The organism is Butyrivibrio sp. MB2005 (assembly GCF_000424285.1).
Classification (GTDB): Bacteria; Bacillota; Clostridia; order Lachnospirales; family Lachnospiraceae; genus Butyrivibrio.
In genome coordinates this window covers 26,922-51,327 of record NZ_AUJP01000019.1, presented here as the reverse complement: position 1 = coordinate 51,327, position 24,406 = coordinate 26,922, and the positions used below count along the sequence as shown (strand labels likewise).

Here is a 24,406-nt window from a genome sequence, read left to right as displayed (position 1 = left end):
GCGTATTTAAAAAAGATATTAGGCAACAATTAAAATGAGCTTCGCACCATCCACCGAAATGAATGTGCGAAGCTCTTATTTTTTCTTAATCTATTAAAGCTGTGTCATTACGAAGATATCGTAAATGGCCTTTATTGCTTTTTCAAAGTCCTTGCTCTCCACACCGATTATGATGTTAAGCTCGGATGAACCCTGATCGATCATTCGGCAGTTTACGTTTACATGAGCAAGAGCTGAGAAGATTCTTGCTGCTGTTCCGCGCTGTCTCTTCATTCCGCGACCAACTACCGCGATAAGCGCAAGGTCTGATTCAATCTCAAGAAGATCAGGTTTTGCAAGGCGGTGGATCTCCGAAACAACTGCCTGCTCCTTATCAATGAAATCCTCCTGAGCTACGAACACTGTCATTGTGTCGATTCCTGAAGGAACATGTTCAATGGAGATAGCCTGATCCTCAAAGGCCTGAAGAACTCTTCTTACAAATCCAACCTCTGAGTTCATCATGTCCTTATTGATATTCACACAGCAAAAGCCCTTCTTACCTGCGATACCTGTGATTGTGAATTTTGATTTCTTGGCTGTGGATTCTACAATCCATGTACCTGCATCATCAGGTCTGTTGGTATTTCTGATGTTGATCGGAATACCTTCTTTTCTTACAGGGAAAATCGCATCCTCATGAAGAACCGATGCACCCATGTATGCAAGCTCTCGAAGCTCTGTATAAGTGATAGTCTCGATGGGCTGCGGTCTGTCAACGATTCTGGGATCCGCTACAAGGAATCCTGATACATCAGTCCAGTTCTCATAAACATCAGCATGAATAGCTCTTGCAATGATAGAACCTGTGATATCCGATCCTCCTCTTGAGAAGGTCTTTATTTTGCCATCCTCGTAAGCACCGTAGAATCCCGGGATTACTGCATTCTCAACACCCTTAAGTCTCTTAGCGACTCTTCTGTTGGTGATCTCTGCATCAAATGAATCATCATCATCAAAAAGAACAACTTCCTTGGGATCTATAAACTCAAAGCCAAGATAGTTTGCCATCAGAACACCGTTAAGATATTCACCTCTTGATGCAGCGTAGTCTTTTCCGGCTTTTGCCTTAAACTGCTTCTCAATCTCAGCAAACTGATCCTTAAGAGAAAGCTTAAGCTTAAGTCCCTTGATAATCTCATTATATCTGGCCTCGATTGCCGCAAGCTGCTTGGAAAAATCTTTTCCTGCTTCAGCAAGTGCATAGGTCTGATACAACATATCAGTAACCTTCGTGTCGCTATCGCTGCGTTTACCGGGAGCAGAAACTACTACGAATCTTCTCTCTGCATCTGCGTGAATGATCTCTGCGACCTTCTTGAACTGATTGGCATCAGCGCAGGAGCTTCCGCCGAATTTTACTACCTTACTCACTTTTCATAATCTCCTCTCAAAATCCTCATATCATATAAAATCCTGTTTCCCATCAAAAAACAGGATTTCGTAACATCCTTAAATCTACGATTCGGGGATGTTAAAATCATTTCTTACAGTAATCTGATATAACCTTTGACATTGCCGAGTACTGTTAATTTTTCTTCAAATGCTTTTTCAGAAATAACTTCTGTAACAAATGCGAATTCACCGCTTACGCCTGATGCTGTAACTTCCCGGGCACCGGGGAACTGGGCAAGAGCTGCGTCCTTAGCTGCTGCCTCAACTCTTACAAAGAACTGTCTCTCTGCATGCTCGTTGGACTCAACCTGTGCAGGAACATTTCTAAGATTCCAGTCGATGTGCTTGCCCCTGTGCTTTACTATGTCGATCACGTCAGCTACAACAGCAGAAGCTGTGGCTTCCTTGCCGGCGCCTTTTCCATAGTACATAACGTCGCCCAGCATATTTCCGTGAACATCTATTGCATTGAAAACTCCGTTAACGGTAGAGAGCGGATTGTCCGCACCAACCATGAAGGGTGCTACCATTGCGAAGAACTTTCCATTTTTTCTCTCACAGCTTCCAAGGAGCTTAATGGCTCTTCCAAGGCTTCTTGCATATTCGAAATCCTCAGAGCTGATCTTGGTGATTCCTTCTGTATAGATATCCTCGTGCTTAACGAACTGACCGCTCATTATAGAAGCAAGGATAGCTGTCTTTCTGCAGGCATCATGTCCCTCAATATCTGCCTCAGGATTTCTCTCAGCGTAACCCTTTTCCTGAGCAACCTTAAGAACAGAATCGAAATCTGCCTTTTCCTTATCCATCTTGGTAAGGATGTAGTTGGTGGTTCCATTGAGGATACCTCTAATGGAATCAAGTCTCTCATGTCTGATTGAATCATTCATGGAGCGAAGCACCGGGATACCACCTCCGACGCTTGCCTCGAACAGGTAGCTGACATTGTTTTTCTTTGCCAGCTCAACAAGTTCAGGGCCGTGAGCCGCAACCAGCTCTTTATTAGATGTACATACGCTCTTACCTGCTTCAAGTGCTTTCTTTTCAAAAGTAAAAGCAGGCTCGATTCCTCCCATAGTCTCGCAGATTACTTCTACCTCAGGATCATTTAAGATCACATCGATATCATGAACGACTATTGATTCATGCTTATCCCCGGGAAAATCACGAAGATCGAGGATGTATTTAAGCTCAATATCTTCGCCTGCGCTGTCTGCGACCTGCGCACCGTTTGTATCCAAAACATATGCAACACCGCTCCCCACAGTGCCATATCCTAAAACCGCGATCTTTGCCATTACGAATTCCTCCTCTTAAATAAGTCTGTCTGATTAAGTCTGTATAGATAAATTTCCTTCTTCCTTATACTTCGGCGTTTCTACCAATAATCTGCACCCTGTGTACACGAGGCGCGGACTCAAGCTTCATAAGAAGCTCTGCGATGTCTCTGGTAGTAGGTAAAACCTGAATTCCTACCGAGAGAGCCGCAACTCCATTATAAGGTATTGCCTGATGAATTGTCAGTATATTCGCACCACATTCAGAAATTATCCTAAGAACATCTGAGAGAACTCCAAGCTCATCATCCATCTGCAGGTTAAGTGTAAGTGTGGTACCCTGCAAACTGTCATGGAATTCATATATGTCGTCCTTGTATTTGTAAAAAGAACTGCGACTTATACCAAGGCGCTCGGATGCTTCGTTTACAGTCTTACATTTTCCGGTATCAAGAAGCTTCTTGGCTTCGAGAACCTTCAGCAAAACCTCCGGCACCGCCTGTTTTTTCAAAACATAATATCCGGTTTCTTCCTTCATACTACTTCCTCTGAAATAATAAGATTGGCGCTGCGTGTCCAAGTCGCATAAAAACTGAATTTTAGAGTGTTTTTGTACCGCGGACATTTGTGCGCCCTTGAACGATATTATCACAGATCTTTTTCCTTGGCAAGAACTTTAATGAATTAAATCGAAAAAGTTCTTTAAGAGCTTTGACATCACATAAAAAAACTGAGTATAATCACAATATGTTTTAAATTGCATGAATGGAGACAAAATATGCACTTTACTAAAATGCACGGCTGCGGAAACGACTATATTTATATAGACGGCAGCAAAGAAAAAATCGCAAAAGAAGAAAAGCCTGAGCTTGTAAGATACTTAAGCGACAGACATTTTGGCATAGGCGGCGACGGCGTTATTTTCATAAACAAGTTTGAAGATGACCTGGCTGACTTTGAGATGGAGATGTACAATGCTGACGGTTCCTACTCTGAAATGTGCGGAAACGGCATCAGATGCGTCGCTAAGTTCGTCTATGACAAGGGTCTTACCGATAAGACCAGGCTTAAGATCGTAAGCGGCGGCAGGGTCAGAATCCTTGACCTTAAAACCGAGGACAACATCGTTACAAGCGTCAGAGTGAATATGGGTGCACCTATCCTAACGCCTGTTGAGATACCCCTTGCTCTTCCTGATGAGAGGGCTATGAATTCAAGTCAGATTGTAAACTACCCCATCACTGTTATGGACAAGGAATACAATATCACCTGCGTATCAATGGGTAATCCCCACGCAGTCGTTTTCCTGAACAGGGGCATGGATTTAGACTCCCTGGATCTTGAGAAGATCGGACCCAGATTCGAACATCATACATTTTTCCCTAAGGGAATAAATACAGAATTCGTAACAATAGATGACAGAGAAAACGTCCACATGCGTGTGTGGGAGCGCGGAACAGGCGAGACTCTCGCCTGCGGCACAGGATGCTGTGCTACAGTAGTTGCCTGCGTATTAAATGATCACACCTCCGACAATATAACAATTCATGTCAGAGGTGGTGAGATTAAGTGTAAATGGGATCGTGAACAGAACACCGTCTTCATGACAGGTCCTGCCACTACCGTTTTTGAAGGAGACGTTTAAGATATTCAGACAGCGTATTACCGGCCTTTCGGTGTTCGCTGTCTTTTTCTATGCGCTCCATGTACTCATAAAAAGCAAAGGAAAACTGTCTGTGGGCTATGCAAAACGCAGCTGTGGGCACACTGGCTCCGGCGATTATGGTATCGGATTCAGAATGGGACATAACAAGCAGTGTCGAAGGTATGCTGTCTGAAATGAACACTCTGTAGCCCTCATATTTATCGCAAAGCCTTTGAGTCTCTTTTAAATGACAGATGTAATCTTCTGCGCTGTAGATGTACTCTGCAGATCCTATCATATCAGAAAGTGGCAGAGTCATGCCCTTTTCCAGCTCATCCCCGGTCATATTCCTTGAGATAATCTCTGTTATCTTACCGCCGTTTTCAAGGAGCGATGTCATATTCTTTCTCAGCTTCGCTGCCACTTTGATAATTGCGGGATCACCTGCTTTTTCTGCAAGTTTCTTAGCAAGTCCTTCCGGCATTGTCCAGATAGAAGGCAAAGGATTTGACATATAGAACTGTCCGCCTGACACGTCTTCGTTCAGAAGAAGGTCCATAAACACATCCCTGTTCTTTGCAGAAAACATCTTCATAAGCGGTCTGCAAAGTTCAAAGTAGTTGCTGTACTCCTTCTCAAGGGCTGCAACCACATCGGTATTTCTCACAAGGAGATTTACCATATCATCTGTTTTATTCTCAACAGAAGTGGACACAAGGGCAGAATGACCCTGTGCTATAAAAAGTGATCTCCTGTATACTCCATCCCTTAGTTTTGGATAATAATATGGCTCAATTGCCCCTGTTGAATAAAGAGGCATCCATTTTCTTATGGCCTCCATCATCTCCACCAGATCTCTGCTTATGGTGTGGATTATCTGTATGCGGGATCCGTTTTTTAGAAGCTGCAGTAAAAGCATTGCCCATCCCCTTGAAAACTCAGGATTCTCATAGAGCCAGCTCATATCCTCATCAGAATACAAAAACAGCCGAAATGGTTTCTTTTTCATGACAAGCGTCATCAAAAAGCGCTTTACGCCTTCTCTTTTGCCCTGATTCCCGTAAAATGCGTTCATGGGCACTATCTTGTCATCAGGAGCAGTTGTTATGACTGAATCATCAAAAGATATATCAACAGATGGCACCTGTCCCTTACCACTATCAAGCATATTTGTGATATCTGAAATAAGATTTACTACCGGCGCCTGTTCGCTGTTACCGCTCCCCTGCTCAAGCCACTTATACAGGCTGCTTTCGAGGTCCTCCTTATCGATGGGCAGAGCATCGCTTCCAAATATCATCTTGGATACAGCTTCTATCTGGTACGTATCTTTTATATTCCTTGAAAAATATGCGGCAACCTCCCTGGAAAAAGGCTGATTTTTAGGCGTGCCGCGGCTTCCTGACCGGATTCTGCTGATATATGACGGATCGAAGGAAAGAGCCTTTCCCAAAGCTACATTCTTGGTGTTCGTAAGATTCATGAGAAAATCAAGCTTTTCTGAAATGTTCATACTCAATTGCCCCCATAAGACTCTTAAGATATAAAAATATCTTTGATATTTTATATTCTGGCACAAAGCATGACAAAATTCCATTAAGAAAGCATGAATTTTTAATTCCCACGCACGCTCGAAGGACCTGCCCTTTGGAGATAAAGAGCAGGTCCTTCGCTTTACCGTGTAGTCATGAGGGGTGTGGTCTATTTAACTGTATCGATTCCCAGCGCCATTGGTATAAGCTTTTTATAGCTCTCTGTTGCAAAGAACGGCTGTGATACTGCAACAAAGTAATAATATCCGTCTATGACAGCCATATAGCTGTAAATAGCTACTGTAATGCCATTTTGATCCATAGTAATCTCACTGATGTGGAACTTCCTTCCGCCTATCTCCACATCCTCTTTATACACAATATTGGGATACATTCCTTCCATGATTCCCACGAAGAGTTCATGGAGCTGATCCTGGTTCAGGGCTTTGTATTCATCACCACTTAAATCCTCGCATTGAATCAGCATATAAGCCATGGTATCCTTGCTCAGGTTGTAGCTTATCATCTGCTGCTCTTCCTCTACTTCATAGGCTGATGATTCTTTAAATGTATAACTGCCGATCTTCCTCTCTTTATCGTACTTAGGCGTCTCAAATGCATAGTCGCAGTATGAAATTCTGGTCTTATTATCAAGGGTCTCAATTCTGTATGGAGTAGTCATGTACTCATCCTTATACAAAAATGAAATTCCGGGAGCATCATAATCGGTCCATCCGGTGAACTTACCAAACACTCTGATGTCCTTATCTACTATACTGTTCATCAGCTTCTTAAAATTCTCTGTGGGCTTATCGCCGCAGTTTACAACCCAGGCAGTGGTATCATTGGTTACAATAAGGCTTCCGGTGTTTGCTTCATAAAAGAAGGCCTTTCCCTGAATCCAGATATTTTTTCCAACAAGCTTGCCATCGTCATTTACATAGGCTTTGTTGTCCGTGACTTTTTCAAATCCATCGGTAAACATAGGCTCTGCTACTTCTGATTCCGGAATGGACTGCGCAAGCATATCATGTGTAGTGGTCTCTTTTGCAGTCTCCTGATCTGTAGCAGCAGCCCTTGCAGAAACAGGCATCATAGCCAGCATAATTGCAAATATCAGTAGTATGGATAAAATTCTTCTCCTCATAAGCACTCTCCTTTTTAACCACATAATGGGACAGGCTCCCACACCCTTTCTACACTTCATACTTTAATTCTAGCATCGGCAAAAGCGCAAAAAAACACGCAGCAAAGCTCTGTCATTGACAGTTTTTGTCACGTGTTTTTTTAGATATTCTTCATAAATATTACTTTGAAATTTTATTTCTTTAAAGCTCCAAAAATTCGCACTTCTGAATATTTATTTCATTTTCTCTCATGCCTTCCCATGCTCTCTGGCAAGGACATAGATTCTCTCGCTATCCTCAGTGGGTTCTTCGTGAGTATCCGCGTCTATGGCCTTAATAAAGGTCATTCCCGCCTGCTCAACAAAGGCCTTCATCTCGTCAAGCGTATAGCCCCTTTGAAGATGAGTCTCTATGGACCTCTCAAAGAGATCTTCTGCTCCATCCGTCTCCTTTTTCACAAACAGAGTAAGGTCATACTCATTGATATTGGTATCAACGTCGAAAAAGTTCTCCCAGATGAAGCTGCAGTCTTCACGGTTCTCAGCTATGGTCACATCGCCGATAACATCCCTGTACTTATGAAGGGTATTAAAGTCGAATAAGAACAATCCGCCGGGATAAAGGTAGTTATTTACCTTCGTAAAGGCCTTCCTTACCTGTTCATCTTCTATAAGGTAATTGACGCTGTCACACACACTGACAATGGTTCCTGCCGTACAGAAAAGATCCAGCTCGCACATATCCTGTTCAAGATACATGATATCAAGGCCTGCCTTCTCCATCTTCTGACGGGCTATTCCAAGCATGTCACCTGAGTTATCGATGCCAATCATGTCATATCCCAGATTCGCCATCTCCTCTGTAAAGCTGCCGGTTCCGCAGCCAAGCTCCACCACGAGATTTTTTTCCTGAAGAAGCAGCGCCTCTTCTGAATCCTCATCAAGGCTTTCTTCAAGTGTCTCAACACTTTCTATAGTTTCATCTGCGCTGCCATTATCATCTGCGACATTTTTCTTATAAGGCGCAGAAATCCCATATCCCGAAATGAGCTGCGATATATACACAGCCCAGTCGTGATATGGGGTCTCGTCCATAAATTCATCATATACTTTTGCAAAATCGGTATAGGCTTCCATAAGCTGCTCCTACTATAAATGTAATTCTATACCCATTCTAAAGTTTTCACTTAATCAGTGCAACTTCGTAAATTTCATAGATACGAAAGTCTGCACTTATCAGCCGGCAATTCCTGTGATCGCGCTTACGCCAAGGAAGCTTACGATACCCATAATGGTACCTGCAAGAGCAATTCCGCCAATCACAGCAAGGACGCTCTTTTTAAAATCCATATCAAGGATTGATGCCGCCAGTGTGCCTGTCCATGCACCCGTTCCCGGCACAGGGATTCCAACGAATAAGAGGAGTGCCCAGTAAAGACCTTTTCCTGCCTTCTCCTGAAGCTTCAAGCCGCCCTTTTCACCCTTCTCAAGACAGAATGTGAAGAACTTGCCGATTACAGGCTTATCCTTACCCCACTCAAGTACGGTTCTTGCAAAGAAGAAAATAAAAGGCATGGGAATCATATTGCCGATGGCTATAACTATATAAGCAAGTAACAGATTAAACTCCGGATCGGTAGCATTTATACCATGTGCTATCGGAATAGCTCCTCTAAGCTCAAAAAGGGGAACCATTGACCATAAAAATACTATAAGATATTTCTTTAACATTTCAAAAACCTCTCTGTTAATTCATGTGCCGACAAAATAGTCATGCGGCATTCAAAACATTCCAAGGCACAATTTTAACAGAATACTATTATTACATCAAGGCTTTTAGAATTTGCACTACCGGAGAAGATGGCAAATCAACCAACAATTTCAACAAGAGCTTCGATAAGCTTATCCATCTCTTCGTCAGTACCGATACTGATTCGCAGGTAATCGCTTATTCTGTCTGCGTTCCAGTGACGTACATATATGCCTCTCTTTTTCAGCTCTTCAAAAATATCATTACCGGAAACAGTGCTATGTTTTGCGAAGATAAAGTTGCTCTTAGAATCAGGGAAAGTAAATCCAAGCTCAGTAAGCTGCTTTTTAACCCTCTCTCTTGTAGCTATGATTTTTGCGCAGGTATCCTTAAAGTACTTATCATCCTCAACTGCTGCCACTCCAAGCTCCAATGTAGGTCTGTTCATGGTGTACGAGTTGAAGGAGAACTTTACGTCTCTCAAATAGCCTATAAGCTTCTTTGAACCAAAAGCAAAGCCTATGCGCATTCCTGCCATAGCTCTTGATTTGGAGAAGGTCTGAACCACCAGAAGGTTTTCATATTTATCAATGAGAGGCAGGGCGCTCTCCCCGCCAAAATCAATATATGCCTCGTCTACGATTACCACAGAATCAGGGTTTGCAGCAATCACTTTTTCAATTTTGGATACAGGCTCATAGATTCCGACAGGTGCGTTGGGATTGGCGATTATGATGCCGCTGTTAGGATTATTTTCCGGCATGTAATCATCAAAATCTATTGTGAAATCATCGCGTAGCGGGATCTGTTTGTAAGGAACCCTGTAAAGCTCTGCCCACACATCATAGAAAGAATATGTTATATCCGGGAAAAGAATGGGCTTATCGGAATTAAAGAAAGTAAGATAAGCCATAGCAAGTACATCATCCGATCCCACACCCACAAAAATCTGATCTGTCGGAACCTTATAGTACTTTGAAAGGGCATCCACAAGTGTTGCCGCTTCAGGATCCGGATAAAGACGCAGATCCTCATATTTCATGTTTTCAATAAGCTCTGTTACTTTTGGTGCAGGCGGATAAGGACATTCGTTTGTATTGATCTTGATAATGTTTCTGTCCTTTGGCTGCTCCCCCGGAACGTAAGGTGATACCTTCCTGACAAACTTTTCATAACTCATAATGATCTCCTCTTTAAACTATGCCTGGTATATCAAAACCGCGCCTCTTTAAATCACCTCTCGGCAATTCTCTAAAGCCGTCACGCGATATCCCAGAACATATAAACAAGCAGTGAACCTATAAGGCACGCCGCCATTGCTGTATTTACGATAAATTTAACTACTTTTCGTGCTCCCTTGCCACAAACGGTCTGAACATCCACAAAGCCTATGGATGTGAATACCAGACAAGCTGTCATATACCTAAAGTCGCTGCTGCAGGTATAAGGATATTTAAACACATACAGGCAGAAGCTAAGCAGCATGAACACGTATGTAATCCACAGGAAAACACTTCTCTCCATATGGTTAAGGGCTTCCTCTGTGCTGATAACACCCTTTGCGCGCTCCTCATCTGTGGGATATGCAAGGGAATATCTGATCTTTCTTGTCTCCTTTACAAGCTTTTTAAGGTATACCCAAAGGAAAACGATTGTAGTTGCAACAGCAGTAATTATGGAAGCAACATAGGCTATCTGAGCAACCGACAACAGATAGTCGTTCATTCCTGCCGGATAAGCCTCAGCAAAAAGACCTGTCTGGAACAGAATAACCCAGGTATTATGGCTGGCCTCTGCGCTTATGGGATGGAAAGGAAATGCCGCATTCCAATCCGATAAAGCAGGTATTCCGATTATGGACCACACGGAATACGGGCCTGTATACATCACTGACTCATTGGGAATAATTGCAGGTGAAGGTATTCCCGGCTTTTCCCCAAAAAGTACCATGTTACGTACTATATATGACAAACCGATGGGAACACAGATTACTGCAAAAACCACAAACTGAGTGATAATATTTTTTCTTACAAGAAGGTTGCCATCCTTAAATGCATTTACAAGCACGATCAGGAAAATGACTGCTATTGAAAAAGCACAGATAGCGGTATTTAGCTTACTTATCATTCCAAAGCCAAGGGAAAGAGCTATCATCACGATATTTTTGATGTTCTTTTCTCTGATCCATACGAGAGTTCTCCAAATGGTGCAAAGAAGAAGGAGCAGCGCCAGAATATCGTTATTTACTGAACCTGCAAGCACCATCATCCTGGGATGAAATGCAAAGAGCATCATACCCGGAATGACATACTTCTCATTTATATCCGACTCCTTAAGGATTTGCAGCATCACGACCATGCAAAGCCCCGAGTAGATAAGGGTAGGAATCTGAAGGTTCTCAAAAGCGAGCTCTTCAGCCACCCCAAGGAATCTCTGAACCGTAAGCCAAAGAGCCTCAATAATATGATGGAGCGGCGGATGATAATATCCAAAGTATTCATAAGGGTCCATTGTAGGCAAATGGAAAAATTTGTAAATGTACTCAATGTAACCGATATGACCGTTATTTATCTGAGTTGTTCCAAATCCGGTGTAGGTACCACCATCGTTCTGCAAGGTGTTAATGTCAAAGAAAAGAACGTATCCCACACGCATCAGCATTCCAAGCCATATAGTCCAGAGAATACCGCGCTCTGTGGTAAGATTCAGGGTCTTTGATATTGTCCCTGCCTTCTCCTCTGACTTGCGTCTGAATCTGATCCTGCCTGTTGCTTCACAGTAAATGGCTGTAAGGCTCACAAACCCAACCAGGAAAAGAATCATCACCTGCGGCTGCCTTGCGGCAAGACCTCCTGCAATTGAAACCCAGTAATTACCCTGTAATACCGCTGTAATAAGCGCCATCACAAGTATCATAATGACCGACGCTCTTGTGGTCTTTTTATAATCAATACACTGTTTCGACATCAGTAATTTCTCCGTTTTCGTCTATTTTATAGCTCCAAATGGCATGTCCGGGAATCCGGTGCTCTGTCAGGAACCACTTATCTTCTATTTTAAACATATTATAAGGCGTTCCGCCACCCATAAAATATGTTGAATAAATGTCTTCATAATCGCCTGTGGCAAGCCCTTTAAGATCCTTTGTCCTTATCATGGTGGCTGCGTCCTGGCTTCCTGCCACATCCGTCGATACGGTTATGTAATAAAAAGGTGCATCAAATCGCATGGCTGCCATTCCCGCTAGGGAATCAGGAACACTGTAGGTTTCTTTTATTTCAAGCGTGTTCTTATCACACTTTATGATACCCGAGGATGTGCCATCCCCTCTTATTCCGGAAACAAAATAGATATCATTTCCTTCTATATAAAACGATCTTATATATGTTCCACTAAGCTCTGCTATGGTCCTTACCTCAGTAAGGTACATCTTAGTACTGCCCTCTTCATGCCTGAAAACATACATCTCACCTGACATGGAACTCCAGGTGTAAAAGGCCTTTTCTGCTTCATCATAAACCGTGTAATGGGGCCTGTTACCTATCCCTGTAAAGAGCTGCGTGTACTTATATCCATTTTCAGATGGCTCATATACCCTTACTTCGTTTTTCTCTGTATCATCTATTACTATGACCTGTCCATCTCCCGCCATGGTATGGGGCTGACTTAAGTCCGTAGCCAGAGTTTTCCAGCTTAGAAGATCATCTGTCAGGTTATCATTGTAAATAATCTGATTGTGGTAGCAGTCGGCTATAAAGTAGTCGCCGCCTATCTGCCCGATATATGTGGGTACACTTAAGGAATACTCTGCGTTTGCGGCAGGCTCGGAAGCTTCTTCGGTTGTGCTGGCTTCAGTTGTGGTTTGGTCGGAGGTATCTTCGGCTGTGCTGGCTTCGGTTGTGGTTTGGTCGGAGGTATCTTCGGCTGTGCTGGCTTCGGTTGTGGTTTGGTCGGATTCGGAGCTTGTATCCGAGGCGCTTCCAGGCTCCCCTATAGGCTCCGACTCCTTAATGTATCCGTCTGCAGCGTGCCACGCCGGTGCCGGCGTCTCCTGAACAGTTTCTTCTATTTGGTTGTTGCCGGTGAATTTATAGATCAGTGCGCCTGCAATAACTATCCCCACCGCGCCAAGTATTATAGCTAAAGTTTTCCTGGTCACTTTTAACTAAAGTCCTTTCAATAGAAAACGACTTAGGCTTCAGCCCAATGTCGTTTGCTGCGCCGAATTTTGGTCGCTGAAAGCGACATATTTCCTTTCAAAATCTGCGCGCATCCTTGCGGAGCAACTTTAGTAAGCGGCAAATACGTTTGAAGCTTACTACAAGTCTGCTTGATGGTAATTATATACTAGTATTCTGCTTCTGTCATTTAGAGTCGCTGCTCTAATCGGAGAAATATGCGGGCTTAGGTCGTGGGAATGTAAGGTTTTGGATCGTGGGAATGTTAGGCTGCAGGCTACGCCTCTATTTCGGGCTTTTCCTCAGATTCCTCTGCTTGAAACTTCTAAATCCCCTGATCTCTCCTTGCTCCACGCCTCTATTTGAGACGTTTTCCCAATTTCCTCTGCATAAACCTTCTATATTCTCTGACCTCTCCCTGTTCCACGCCTCTATTTTGGGAACTTTCCCGATTTTCTCTGCTTGAACCGTCTTAATTCTCTGGCCTCTCCCTGTTTCACGCCTCTATTTCGGGAACTTTCCCGATTTCCTCTGCTTGAACCTTCCAAATCCGCTGGTCCATCCTTGCTCCACGCCTCTATTTCCGGCTTTTCCCCAAATTTCTCTGCTTGAACCTCCCAAATTCTCTGGCCTCTCCTTACTCCACGCCTCTATTTCGGGCTTTTCCTCAGATTCCTCTGCTTGAAACTTCCAAATCCTCTGCTTGAAACTTCTAAATCAGAAATATTATGTTTCGTACCGGAAGAATACGAAAATGCAGCGTACTTCTAGTATTTGTGTAGCTTCGCAGTAATTTTGTTTTGGTATTACCGCGCACAGCCTAGAATCAAGCTATGTCGCTGCAATCATTCACTATCTTAACCTATTATTGCTGCGCACTTCTCCAAAAAGCCCTCCTGCGCAGTAACTTTGCACTACCATTACCGCGCGAGCGCTATATACAAGCCATGTCGCTGCAATCCATCGCCTTATTAACCAATTATTGCCGCGCACTTCTCCAAAAAGCCCTCCTGTGCGGTAATTCTGCCCTATTATTACTGCGTGTCTCCCCGCAGAGGCCTGCCACGCTGTAATCTCCCTCTTAACTGTTAAATTATCGCGCAATGGCGCAAAAATATCCTTGATCTGCTTGACTACAGAATATCTGCCATGGGATGTCTGTCACCCCCGCAGCCGCCTCGCGGTGCGCAAAGCGCAGGATTGACTGAAATTCCATGGCAGATAAAGTAGTCATAAAGCAGACCAAGGATTAAGGTGATAGCCACAACCGTCATCTTCTTATTTCAAAGTTATTCCTTATATCAAAAAGGTGACCACCTCTAATGAAGTGATCACCATTTTACTCGCCATATTTTTGCATTCAGGCCGCCCTACTCCAGCCTATCACTCGGGCTTTGGAGGCTCCCAGCGGGCAGCTTCCTTCTCGTAATCCTCAGCCTGCTCCAGATTGCCAAGCTCTCTGTAGCACTCAGCAAGCTTCTGCATAGGCATATCACCGCCGTGATGTACGTCCAGAATAGGAGATGTCTCATAGGCTGCATTAAAATACCACACAATAGCTTCGTCGATATCTCCGCGCTTTCTGTAGAATTCTCCAAGCTCGTAGCACATCTCACTGGATGCGATAGTGGTCACATCCTTAAGTGCATACTTAAGAACTCCAAGAACATCATCCTCGATAACTGCTATATGAGTAAGGACGCAGCTTGCTTCCTTAATCTGATCAAGATCTCTTCCTGTATCGATTATGGAATCAGAGAAGAACTTCTTTGCCAGAATGAAATCCTCATTTGTTCCTACCATGTAGAGCTCTCTTGCATAGAGATTGTGAAGTCTCTTGGAAATATAGCTTCCCATGTCCACAGCTCTTCTGAAGGCAGCCAGATCTCTTTCTCCGTGATCCTCTGTGGGATTGTGCTGAATCTCCACCTCGCTGTTGCATACAACGGGATCAAGCTGGATGGTCTCATGGATTGGATCCTGCCAAACAAAGCTTCTTACCCTTCTGAAAAGCTTGGGTCTAAGCTCCCTGTCATAGTTATAAACTGTATTGTGGCTGAGCTGATTGCAATAGTACATCTGAACCACATCGATATCGAGATCATCAATATCTTCTTTCAGCTGTTTGAAACGTTCTCTGTTCTCTTCGTCTATCGTCTCATCCGCATCAGCAGCGTAAATATATTCACATGTAGCCTGTCTAAAGGAAAAATTTCTCGCATCAGAAAAATCGCCGGTCCACGCGAATTTAAAGACCTTCGCGCCGTAGGACTCCGCTATCTCCACTGTCTTATCTGTAGAACCGGTATCCACGATGATCATCTCATCAACCAGATCCTTCACACAGTCCAGACAAGTAGCCAGTTTGTCCTCTTCATCCTTAACGATCATGCATAAACTTACTGTAACCATAATTAACCCCTCATTAAAAATGCTAAAGCTTATACTTCTCGAAATATCGATAAAATTACAAGTATATGTTACCAAATAAGCGTGAATGTGTCAAAAATCACAGCCCGCGCAAACCTGAAATCAAGAGCCGAAAAAAGCGACCACTTTCGTGATCGCTTTAATTCTCAATTCATCTTATATAGTTCTGTCATCAACTAGCCATATTCTTCCTGATGCCATTATTCTGCATCTGTATCGCCAACGGGCTTTCCGCCTGTTGCCAGCCATTTAAGATATGCATTGATGAAGGGATCAAGATCTCCGTCAAGAACGCCGTCTGCGTTAGAAGCCTTGAAACCTGTACGAGTGTCATTAACCATTGTGTAAGGCTGAAGAACGTAGGAACGAATCTGGCTTCCCCATGCGTTATCCATTACCTCACCTCTGATGCCTGCAAGCTTGGCTGCCTGCTCTTCCTGTTTCATAATGAAAAGCTTTGCCTTCAGCATCTGCATAGCCTTGTCCTTGTTCTGGAACTGAGAACGCTCATTCTGACAAGCAACTACAACACCTGTAGGAATATGTGTGATACGTACAGCAGATGATGTCTTATTGATGTGCTGTCCACCGGCACCACTTGAACGGTATGTATCAATTCTAAGGTCATCAGGATTGATGTCGATATCTACATCTTCCTCAATATCAGGCATAATATCACATGAAACGAATGAAGTCTGTCTCTTAGCCTGTGCATTGAAAGGACTGATACGAACAAGTCTGTGAACACCGTGCTCTGACTTAAGAAGTCCGTAAGCATTAGTTCCTGAAATCTGGAATGTAACGGACTTGATTCCTGCTTCATCACCATCGAGATAGTCAAGAACCTCTGTTGTGAAGCCCTTTCTCTCTGCCCATCTGGTGTACATTCTATAAAGCATTGATGCCCAGTCGCATGCCTCTGTTCCGCCGGCACCTGCATTAAGTCTGAGGATTACATCATATTTATCATAAGGTCCGTTCAAAAGATTGCTGATACGGATCTTCTCAAGAGTATCTTCAAACTGATCAAGCTCTTCTCTGATCTCTGCTGCCATATCGTCATCATCAACACCCTCTTCGTTCTGAAGGTCGATGAGATCCATCATATCGTCGTACTGTTTGTGAAGGCCCTCTACCTCTTCAACAAGATCCTGCATGTTCTTAAGGTTTCTTGTCTTCTTATTGGCTTTTTCAGCGTCATCCCAGAAATTAGGTTCTTCCATCTCACGGGATAACTCTTCAATCATTTTCTTCTTTGAATCAAGGTCAAGTGAGGCTGTAATCTCATCAAGAGTACCTCTAAGATTAGAAAGCTCAACCTTCATCTGATCTAAAACTACCATTTTTATATCCTTCCATAAAAAAAGCTTGGACTAATATTCTATTATCCAAGGACAACCTGATCCGGCTGCTTCGCAGCCGCCTTCCCCTAAAAGGGGAAGGCTGTATTTTCACTACCAAGCAAGTAAATTAATTATACACATTCTGTCAAGCCTGTGCTCTTCCGTGGCAGTTCTTGTATTTTTTGCCGCTTCCGCAAGGGCAGGGATCATTGGGATAAACCTTGGCTTCCATGCGCTTCTTGGGCTCTTTTACTGCACTTTCATCTTTGTTTGTGCCGGTTACCTTAGCAACCTGCTCACGCTCTACCTTCTCCTCAATGTGTACATGGAAGAGAAGTCTTACAGTATCTTCCTTGATGTTGCGAGTCATCTCATCGAACATCTCGAAGCCTGCCAGCTTGTACTCAAGCTTAGGATCACGCTGAGCAAAAGCCTGAAGGCCGATACCCTGACGGAGCTGATCCATATCATCAATGTGGTCCATCCACTTTCTGTCGATTACCTTAAGGAGAATTACACGCTCTATCTCACGGATTGTCTCGGGCTCAGGGAACTCAGCCTCCTTCTCCTCGTAAAGCTTAACTGCCTCTTCCTTAAGCTGCTGCTTAAGTCCGTTCTTGGTAAGCTTGGTGATACGTCCGCGGTTGATCTTCTTAAGCGGGATTGTGGGAAGCAGAAGCTCATTGAGCTCTTTGAGATTCCACTCATCTGCATCTGTAACTTCGCCTACAACGGTCTCAACTGACTCTTCAACAATATCTGTGATCATCTTGTAAACAGTATCACGCATGCTGTCGCCGTCAAGAACTCTTCTACGCTCATCATAGATGATCTCACGCTGCTCGTTGTTAACCTGGTCATACTCAAGAAGGTTCTTACGGATACCATAGTTGTTATCCTCGATCTTCTTCTGAGCTGATTCGATAGCCTTGGAAAGAGCCTTGTGCTCGATCTCCTGGCCTTCCGGAATTCCAAGAGAATTAAACATTGAAATAAGTCTCTCAGAACCGAACAATCTAAGGAGGTTATCCTCCAATGAAAGGTAGAACTTGGATTCACCGGGATCTCCCTGACGTCCTGAACGTCCACGGAGCTGGTTATCAATACGTCTACTTTCGTGTCTCTCTGTACCAATGATCTTAAGACCGCCGGCAGCAACTGCCTCATCATCAAGCTTAATATCGGTACCACGACCTGCCATGTTAGTTGCGATTGTAACGGCGCCGTGTTTTCCTGCCTCTGCAACTATCTGAGCTTCCATCTCATGGAACTTGGCATTCAATACGTTATGTGAAATACCGCGCTTTTTAAGGAGCTTACTTACTTCCTCTGAAGACTCGATTGTGATAGTACCGACAAGAACGGGCTGTCCCTTCTCGTGAGCTGCCTGAACAGCATCAGCTACCGCATTGAGCTTCTCCTTCTTGGTCTTGTAAACAGCATCCTGATGGTCAATACGTACAACAGGCTTGTTGGTAGGAATCTCGATAACGTCCATACCGTAAATATCACGGAACTCTCGCTCCTCTGTAAGAGCTGTACCTGTCATACCGCACTTTTTCTCGAATTTATTAAAGAAGTTCTGGAATGTGATGGTTGCAAGAGTCTTGGACTCACGCTTAACCTTAACATGCTCTTTTGCTTCGATAGCCTGATGGAGACCGTCTGAATAACGACGTCCGGGCATTACACGTCCTGTGAACTCATCAACGATGAGAACCTCATCATCTTTTACAATGTAATCGTGATCCTTGAACATGAGGTTGTTAGCACGGAGAGCCAGAATGATATTGTGCTGGATCTCAAGGTTCTCAGGATCTGCAAGGTTATCTATACGGAAGAAATTCTCAACCTTTGCAACACCCTGTGCTGTAAGATTGACAATCTTGTCCTTCTCATTAACTATGAAGTCGCCTGTCTCCTCCTGCTCGATACCCATGATGGCATCCATCTTGGAGAACTCTTCCTGGTCCTCACCACGAGTCATCTGCTTGGCAAGAATATCGCAGGCCTCGTAAAGCTTGGTGGACTTGTCACTCTGACCGGAAATGATAAGAGGTGTACGGGCTTCGTCGATAAGGATTGAGTCTATCTCGTCGATGATAGCGTAATTCAAACCTCTAAGTACGCACTGCTCTTTGTAGATAGCCATGTTGTCACGAAGATAATCGAAACCAAGCTCGTTGTTGGTTACATAAGTGATGTCACAGCCATAAGCTGCCTGTCTCTCCTCACTTGTCATGCTGTTGAGAACAACACCGACTGTAAGGCCGAGGAACTCGTGAACCTTTCCCATCCACTCAGCATCACGCTTTGCAAGATAATCATTGACGGTAACTACATGTACGCCCTTGCCTTCAAGTGCATCAAGATATGAAGGAAGTGTTGCTACAAGTGTCTTACCTTCACCGGTACGCATCTCGGCTATACGACCCTGGTGGAGAATAACGCCACCAATAAGCTGAACGCGGAAGTGTTCCATACCAAGAACTCTGCATGCTGCCTCACGCACTGTTGCGTAGGCCTCAGGCAAAATATCATCAAGTGTCTCGCCGCCCTCAAGTCTCTTCTTGAATTCATCGGTCTTAGCCTTAAGCTCGTCATCAGTGAGCTTCTTCATCTCAGGCTGCAGGCTCTCAATCTTATCTACAGTACTCTGAATACGCTTAAGCTCTCTCTCACTGTGTGTACCGATAATCTTATCAATAATACTCATTTCTTATCGCTCCATAAAAATAATTACGTCTGTATATTCTGTGCATATAAAAAGCAGGAAGCAGTAACATAATACGATTCGCCTCCCGCTCTATAAAGACAAAATCACAAATGACATTGTATCAAATTTAAGTAACTTAATCAACTATGGCCATGGGCAAAATCCCCGTTTCCATAGCGCTCCGCAGAGATGCACGTTTTACTCCGGCTTCTCTACTTCGTATTTCTCGCCGTCTACAACTACACTGATCACGTCTTCTATTGAACTATATATCTTTTCATCCACATAGTTGAATTTCTCAGGGGTGTTGCCACTCTCCAAAGCCTCAATAAGTGCCTTTACCCTGGGCCCGTGAAGGGGATTGCACTCAGCTATGCAGGATATTTTTCCTTCTTTACAATATTCCAGAGACTCTTTGTTTACGCCATCAAAGGATACGACCATTATGTCTCCGTTCATGATATCCCCGCCAACATGACCGCCTGCGCTCTCAATGGCATCAATTGCGCCGATTGCCATATTGTCGTTCTCACAATAAACCACATTGATATTGTCAAATCTTTTTAAAAGTGCGGCCATGACTTCTCTGCCCTTGGCTTCCGTGAAATCGCCGCTGGTCTCTGAGATTATCTCCCAGTGATTCTCCCTTGCTGCATTTGCAAGGCCTCTGGTACGTCCTATCTGGGCTGTGGAGCCCATGGTACCCTGAATGTTTACTATATGAAGCTCTCCCGGAGCAATTCCTCTCTTAATGGTATAGTTCTTAATCCAGGCTGTAAGCTTCTTTGCCTCTAATTCAAAATCAGATCCCACCCAACAGGAATAAAGGCTTTTATCCGCTGTATCAACTCTTCTGTCAACCAGGATTACAGGGATGTTCGCTTCCTTTGCTTCAGATAAAACCGTATCCCAGCCTGTCTCTGTGGCAGGTGCAAGAACAATATAATCAACATCCTGCTGAATAAAAGTCCTTACGGCAGTGATCTGATTGGCCTGTTTCTGCTGACCGTTCTTATATATGAGGTTATAGCCCGCTTCCTTTGTAAAAGCGTTCTGCATCGACTCCGTGTTGGTATTTCTCCAATCGGATTCTGCGCCAAGCTGCGAAAAGCCAACAGTTATCCTGTTGACCTGCGATGCTTCCGTCTCATTTTTATTTTCTTCATTAGCACTGCTGCTCCCGCAGCCGGCAAAAAGTGCCAGCGTAAGGAGCAGCATTGTGGTAACATAAATGGCTTTTTTCATTAGCTTTTAACTGCCTTCTTTTTCTGTGCCATAACAACACTCTGGATCAGCAAGAATACGCAGAGCATAGCTGCTATGGTGATTCCGGTCCACCAAGCCTGATCAAGACCTGCGGACGCAACGATATTCTGAATTGTACTAAGTGACAGAACACCAAAAAGTGTGCCTATGATATTGCCGACACCACCTGTAAGCATCGTACCTCCGATGATGGAGGATGCTATTGCGTTCATTTCCATACCCATGGCATGTGAAGCTGAACCGGATCCAACGTGAAGGAAGTACACATATCCGCCGATTCCCGCAAGAACTGAGCAGATCATGTGTGAGATAAATTTTGTCCTCTGAACGTTAATGCCGAGCATAAGCGCACTCTGCTTGTTTCCGCCTACTGCATAGAAGCTTCTTCCAAGCTTGGTCCATCTGAGCACCACAAACAATAATACCACAATTATCAGCGCTACGATTACACCAATTTCTACATAAGCAGGTACGTAAATGCCTTTTTTATTAACTGTTCCCATTCCGGGCACATAAATTCTCGTAAGCTTAAGAGCTGTGAACTCCTCATCAGCTACGTTGAAGGGAGCTGTGTTTACGATAGTGGTCATACCTCTTGCAAAGAACATACCTGCAAGGGATACGATAAAGGGCTGGATATCAAGGTAAGCAACCAAGAAGCCCTGTACTATACCGTAAGCAACACCGATTCCAAGAGCGATAAGGATAGAACCAAAGATACTACCATCATGATAATCAAGGTACACAGCACAGCACATGGAAACAAGTGCAACAACGCCGCCTACAGAGATATCGATACCGCCGGAGATCATAACCACGCTCATTCCGCAGGCTGTGATGATAAGAGCCGCATTGGAATTGAGGATGTTGAAAAACATCTGAGGCTTTGTAAATCCGCCTCCCTGGAACACTATTGCTCCTATATACATAAGGAAGAAGATTACAATAGTAATCGCCAGGAGGAGGCTTGTATCATTCATTTTGGACAAAAAGCCCTTCTTTTCATTTGCTTCTTTCATTTAAGCCACCCCCTTCTTAGCTGTGGCTTTTTTCACTAAACCACTCATAGACTCTCTTACCTTGGGAGCAGAGAAAACAACAAGGAGGATAACTACTACTGCCTTGTAAGCTGCAAGTGCATCTGAAGAAACATTGAACTTATAAAGGGTAGTTGTCAAAAACTGTATTACATAAGCTCCAAGGATTGAAGCCCACATATTGAACTTACCACCTGAAAGTGCGTTACCGCCAAGTGCAACCGCAAGGATCGCATCCATCTCTATATCCTTTGCAATTACAGAATAGTTGATGGTTGAAAGTCTGCTGACCTTGATAAGAGCTGCAACAGCTACGCAAAGTCCAAGGATTACAAAGCTGAGGAACTTTATAAAGGTAGGATTGATACCGTTAAGTCTTGAAGAACTCTCGTTGATACCAACTGCCTGTGTGTAAAGTCCAAGGTTTGTAAACTTAAGAACAAGTGCGATAACTATAATACAAGCGATAACTATGAAAACTGTTGTCGGAATCGGAATTCCGGGAATAAATCCGCCAAAGTAACCAAACTTCGGGTCAGGAACGATGGGCAGCTCGTTGTTGTTGATCCACGCTGCGATTGATCTTCCAGCCGTGAAAAGTATCAGCGTCGCTATCATGGGCTGTATCTTAAACACCGAGACCAGCATTCCGTTGAAGGCTCCGCAGAGCATACCAACCACGCAGGCTACAAGAAATGCAACGATTACAGGTGCTGCCAGTTCAGTAGGTCTTGAAACACCGCCGCAGAGAACTCTAAGCATTGCAGAACCTGCGATAGCGATTGTAGCTCCGACCGAAATATCCTGTCCGCCTGAAGCAGCAGTTACAAGTGTCATTCCGATTGCAAGAATACCAAGTTCTGAACCGTAGTCCAGGATGGTGATCAGATATCCTGAAAGAACAGGATTACCTGCATTATTTGTTCCCAGTGTTATTTTGAAAAATCCGGGATCATTTATCAGATTTATAACCGACAGCAAAAGAAGCGCTATAACCGGTATAAAGAGCTGATTACTTACGAGCCTTTTAAGAAAGCTCTGCTCATTTTTTTCTATCTTACTCATACCTTACTCTCCCCTGCAATCGTACTCATGATCTTGTTCTGGGTAAGATCACCACCCGACAACTCTCCTACAACCTTGCGGTCTCTCATGACAACAAGCCTTGAGCAGGTTCTCAGCATCTCATCTGTCTCAGATGAAATGAAGGTTACACTCATGCCGTCCTTTGCAAGATCAAGGACAAGCTTCTGGATATCTACCTTGGTTCCTACGTCGATACCTCTTGTAGGCTCATCAAGGATCAGATATTCAGGATGCATAAGCAGCCATCTGGCAAGGATAACCTTCTGCTGATTACCACCGGAAAGTGACTTAATCGGTGTGTCCGCAGAAGCAGTTTTAATGTTTAACTTCTTAATATATTCGTCTGCAAAAGCATAAGCCTGTGCCTTTGAGAAGGGCTTGAAAAATCCCTTAAGCACCTGAAGCGCAAGTATGATGTTATCTCTTACTGAAAGATCCCCAATGATACCATCAACCTTTCTGTCCTCAGGAAGATAAGCAATTCCGTTCTTCATTGCATCAAGGGGCTTGTTAATCTTAACCTCCTTGCCATGCATCTTGACCTTACCGCCAAGAACTCTGTCAGCACCAAAGATAGCACGAACGCACTCGCTTCGGCCTGATCCGAGAAGTCCTGTAAATCCGTTGACCTCTCCTTTTTTGATATAAAAATCGAAGGGCTTAATGCCAGCATCACTCTGAAGCTCGCTTGCTTCAAAGATTTTATCATTTGCATCTGCTCCCTCGTATCCGCCGCTCTCTCCCTTAATATCTGAGAGATCGTCCATCTCCTTGCCAAGCATCTTGGCAACCAGCTGAACTCTGGGCAGATCTTTAATTTCATACTCTCCCACAAGCTGACCGTCTCTGAGAACGGTGATCTTGTCACATACCTCATATACCTGATCAAGGAAGTGTGTTACGAAAATAATTCCAACACCTCTGTTTTTCAGATTTCTCATCAGGTTAAAGAGTTTCTCAACCTCCTGCTCATCAAGAGATGATGTAGGCTCATCCAGAATCAGAACCTCACACTCCATATCAACGGCTCTTGCAATGGCAACCATCTGCTGAACTGCGATTGAGCAGTTGGAAAGCTGCTGCGTTGCCTTGGCAGGGATATCCAGATTCTGAAGGAGCTTGTCAGCGTCTTCATTTATCTTCTTCCAGTTGGTGATGACTCCCTGTGTTCTGCCGATGAACATGTTCTCAGCAACAGTAAGGTTGGGGCAGAGCGTTATTTCCTGATAAACAGTACTGATACCGTTTTTTTGTGCATCCTGAGGTGAATGAATGGCAACCTCACCTTTCCCCTGAAGGCTGATAGTTCCTGAGTCCTTGGAATACACTCCGGTAAGCACCTTGATCAGTGTGGATTTTCCGGCACCGTTTTCGCCCATCAGAGCATGAATCTCACCTTTACCCAGGTTAAAATCCACGTTCTGCAATGCCTTAACGCCCGGAAACGATTTATTTATGCCTCGCATTTCGAGCACTCTGTTTTCTTCCACCGGTTCTACCTCGCTTCTTAAAAAATGCGCGGTGCGGACACTTCTCCGCACCGCGCTGAATAGACTAATTTAAATTGATAACCAAATTGCTACGCA

Annotated in this window: 19 protein-coding genes; 1 reads left to right on the top strand and 18 read right to left on the bottom strand. The window is 43.9% G+C overall.

What is annotated here, in order from left to right:
* Positions 1 to 93: 93 nt before the first annotated feature.
* The 3 genes from G610_RS0111310 to G610_RS0111300 form a co-directional block, all read right to left on the bottom strand.
* Positions 94 to 1,413, bottom strand: coding sequence for an aspartate kinase (locus G610_RS0111310; RefSeq protein WP_026524884.1), 1,320 nt, complete (start codon positions 1,411 to 1,413; stop codon positions 94 to 96).
* A 113-nt stretch (positions 1,414 to 1,526) separates the two neighbouring features.
* The gene (locus G610_RS0111305) at positions 1,527 to 2,732 is read right to left on the bottom strand and encodes a homoserine dehydrogenase (protein WP_026524883.1); all 1,206 of its coding nucleotides are present in this window, start codon (positions 2,730 to 2,732) and stop codon (positions 1,527 to 1,529) included.
* Between the two features lie 64 nt (positions 2,733 to 2,796).
* The gene (locus tag G610_RS0111300) at positions 2,797 to 3,249 is read right to left on the bottom strand and encodes an ACT domain-containing protein (RefSeq protein ID WP_026524882.1); all 453 of its coding nucleotides are present in this window, start codon (positions 3,247 to 3,249) and stop codon (positions 2,797 to 2,799) included.
* A gap of 240 nt (positions 3,250 to 3,489) precedes the next feature.
* On the opposite strand from G610_RS0111300, the gene dapF reads away from it, so the two are divergent.
* The gene (gene dapF / locus G610_RS0111295; protein WP_026524881.1) at positions 3,490 to 4,356 is read left to right on the top strand and encodes a diaminopimelate epimerase; all 867 of its coding nucleotides are present in this window, start codon (positions 3,490 to 3,492) and stop codon (positions 4,354 to 4,356) included.
* Here the strand turns inward: dapF and G610_RS0111290 are convergent.
* The 15 genes from G610_RS0111290 to G610_RS0111210 all read right to left on the bottom strand — a co-directional run bounded on the left by G610_RS0111290 (position 4,331) and on the right by G610_RS0111210 (position 24,310).
* On the bottom strand, positions 4,331 to 5,869 hold the full coding sequence (locus G610_RS0111290) for a hypothetical protein (RefSeq protein ID WP_026524880.1): 1,539 nt from the start codon (positions 5,867 to 5,869) through the stop codon (positions 4,331 to 4,333). The two genes, dapF and G610_RS0111290, sit on opposite strands and share 26 nt — an antisense overlap.
* A gap of 188 nt (positions 5,870 to 6,057) precedes the next feature.
* On the bottom strand, positions 6,058 to 7,035 hold the full coding sequence (locus G610_RS0111285; protein ID WP_026524879.1) for a hypothetical protein: 978 nt from the start codon (positions 7,033 to 7,035) through the stop codon (positions 6,058 to 6,060).
* Positions 7,036 to 7,263: 228 nt separating this feature from the next.
* Entirely contained in the window at positions 7,264 to 8,151 is an 888-nt protein-coding gene (locus G610_RS0111280; protein WP_026524878.1) for a class I SAM-dependent DNA methyltransferase, read from the bottom strand.
* Between the two features lie 99 nt (positions 8,152 to 8,250).
* A complete protein-coding gene (locus G610_RS0111275) occupies positions 8,251 to 8,745 on the bottom strand; it encodes a COG2426 family protein (protein WP_026524877.1) in 495 nt (164 codons plus the stop codon).
* Between the two features lie 137 nt (positions 8,746 to 8,882).
* Positions 8,883 to 9,944 carry a histidinol-phosphate transaminase gene (gene hisC, locus G610_RS0111270; RefSeq protein ID WP_026524876.1) on the bottom strand — a complete coding sequence of 354 codons (1,062 nt, stop codon included), beginning with the start codon at positions 9,942 to 9,944 and terminating at the stop codon, positions 8,883 to 8,885.
* 80 nt (positions 9,945 to 10,024) lie between these two features.
* On the bottom strand, positions 10,025 to 11,731 hold the full coding sequence (locus G610_RS0111265; protein ID WP_026524875.1) for a glycosyltransferase family 39 protein: 1,707 nt from the start codon (positions 11,729 to 11,731) through the stop codon (positions 10,025 to 10,027).
* Positions 11,712 to 12,923, bottom strand: coding sequence for a hypothetical protein (locus G610_RS20620; RefSeq protein ID WP_155831013.1), 1,212 nt, complete (start codon positions 12,921 to 12,923; stop codon positions 11,712 to 11,714). Before G610_RS20620 ends, G610_RS0111265 begins: the two co-directional genes overlap by 20 nt.
* A 1,152-nt stretch (positions 12,924 to 14,075) precedes the next feature.
* A complete protein-coding gene (locus G610_RS23695) occupies positions 14,076 to 14,207 on the bottom strand; it encodes a hypothetical protein (RefSeq protein WP_256379774.1) in 132 nt (43 codons plus the stop codon).
* Positions 14,208 to 14,325: 118 nt separating this feature from the next.
* Complete coding sequence (locus G610_RS20615) at positions 14,326 to 15,354, bottom strand: glycosyltransferase (protein ID WP_035797419.1); 1,029 nt, start codon at positions 15,352 to 15,354, stop codon at positions 14,326 to 14,328.
* Between the two features lie 218 nt (positions 15,355 to 15,572).
* Entirely contained in the window at positions 15,573 to 16,715 is a 1,143-nt protein-coding gene (prfB, locus tag G610_RS0111240; protein WP_026524874.1) for a peptide chain release factor 2, read from the bottom strand.
* Between the two features lie 145 nt (positions 16,716 to 16,860).
* On the bottom strand, positions 16,861 to 19,431 hold the full coding sequence (secA, locus tag G610_RS0111235) for a preprotein translocase subunit SecA (RefSeq protein ID WP_026524873.1): 2,571 nt from the start codon (positions 19,429 to 19,431) through the stop codon (positions 16,861 to 16,863).
* 198 nt (positions 19,432 to 19,629) lie between these two features.
* Positions 19,630 to 20,676 carry an ABC transporter substrate-binding protein gene (locus tag G610_RS0111225; protein ID WP_026524872.1) on the bottom strand — a complete coding sequence of 349 codons (1,047 nt, stop codon included), beginning with the start codon at positions 20,674 to 20,676 and terminating at the stop codon, positions 19,630 to 19,632.
* Complete coding sequence (locus tag G610_RS0111220) at positions 20,676 to 21,716, bottom strand: ABC transporter permease subunit (RefSeq protein WP_026524871.1); 1,041 nt, start codon at positions 21,714 to 21,716, stop codon at positions 20,676 to 20,678. Before G610_RS0111220 ends, G610_RS0111225 begins: the two co-directional genes overlap by 1 nt.
* Positions 21,717 to 22,799, bottom strand: coding sequence for an ABC transporter permease (locus tag G610_RS0111215; protein ID WP_026524870.1), 1,083 nt, complete (start codon positions 22,797 to 22,799; stop codon positions 21,717 to 21,719).
* Entirely contained in the window at positions 22,796 to 24,310 is a 1,515-nt protein-coding gene (locus tag G610_RS0111210) for a sugar ABC transporter ATP-binding protein (RefSeq protein ID WP_026524869.1), read from the bottom strand. Before G610_RS0111210 ends, G610_RS0111215 begins: the two co-directional genes overlap by 4 nt.
* Between the last annotated feature and the right edge of the window lie 96 nt (positions 24,311 to 24,406).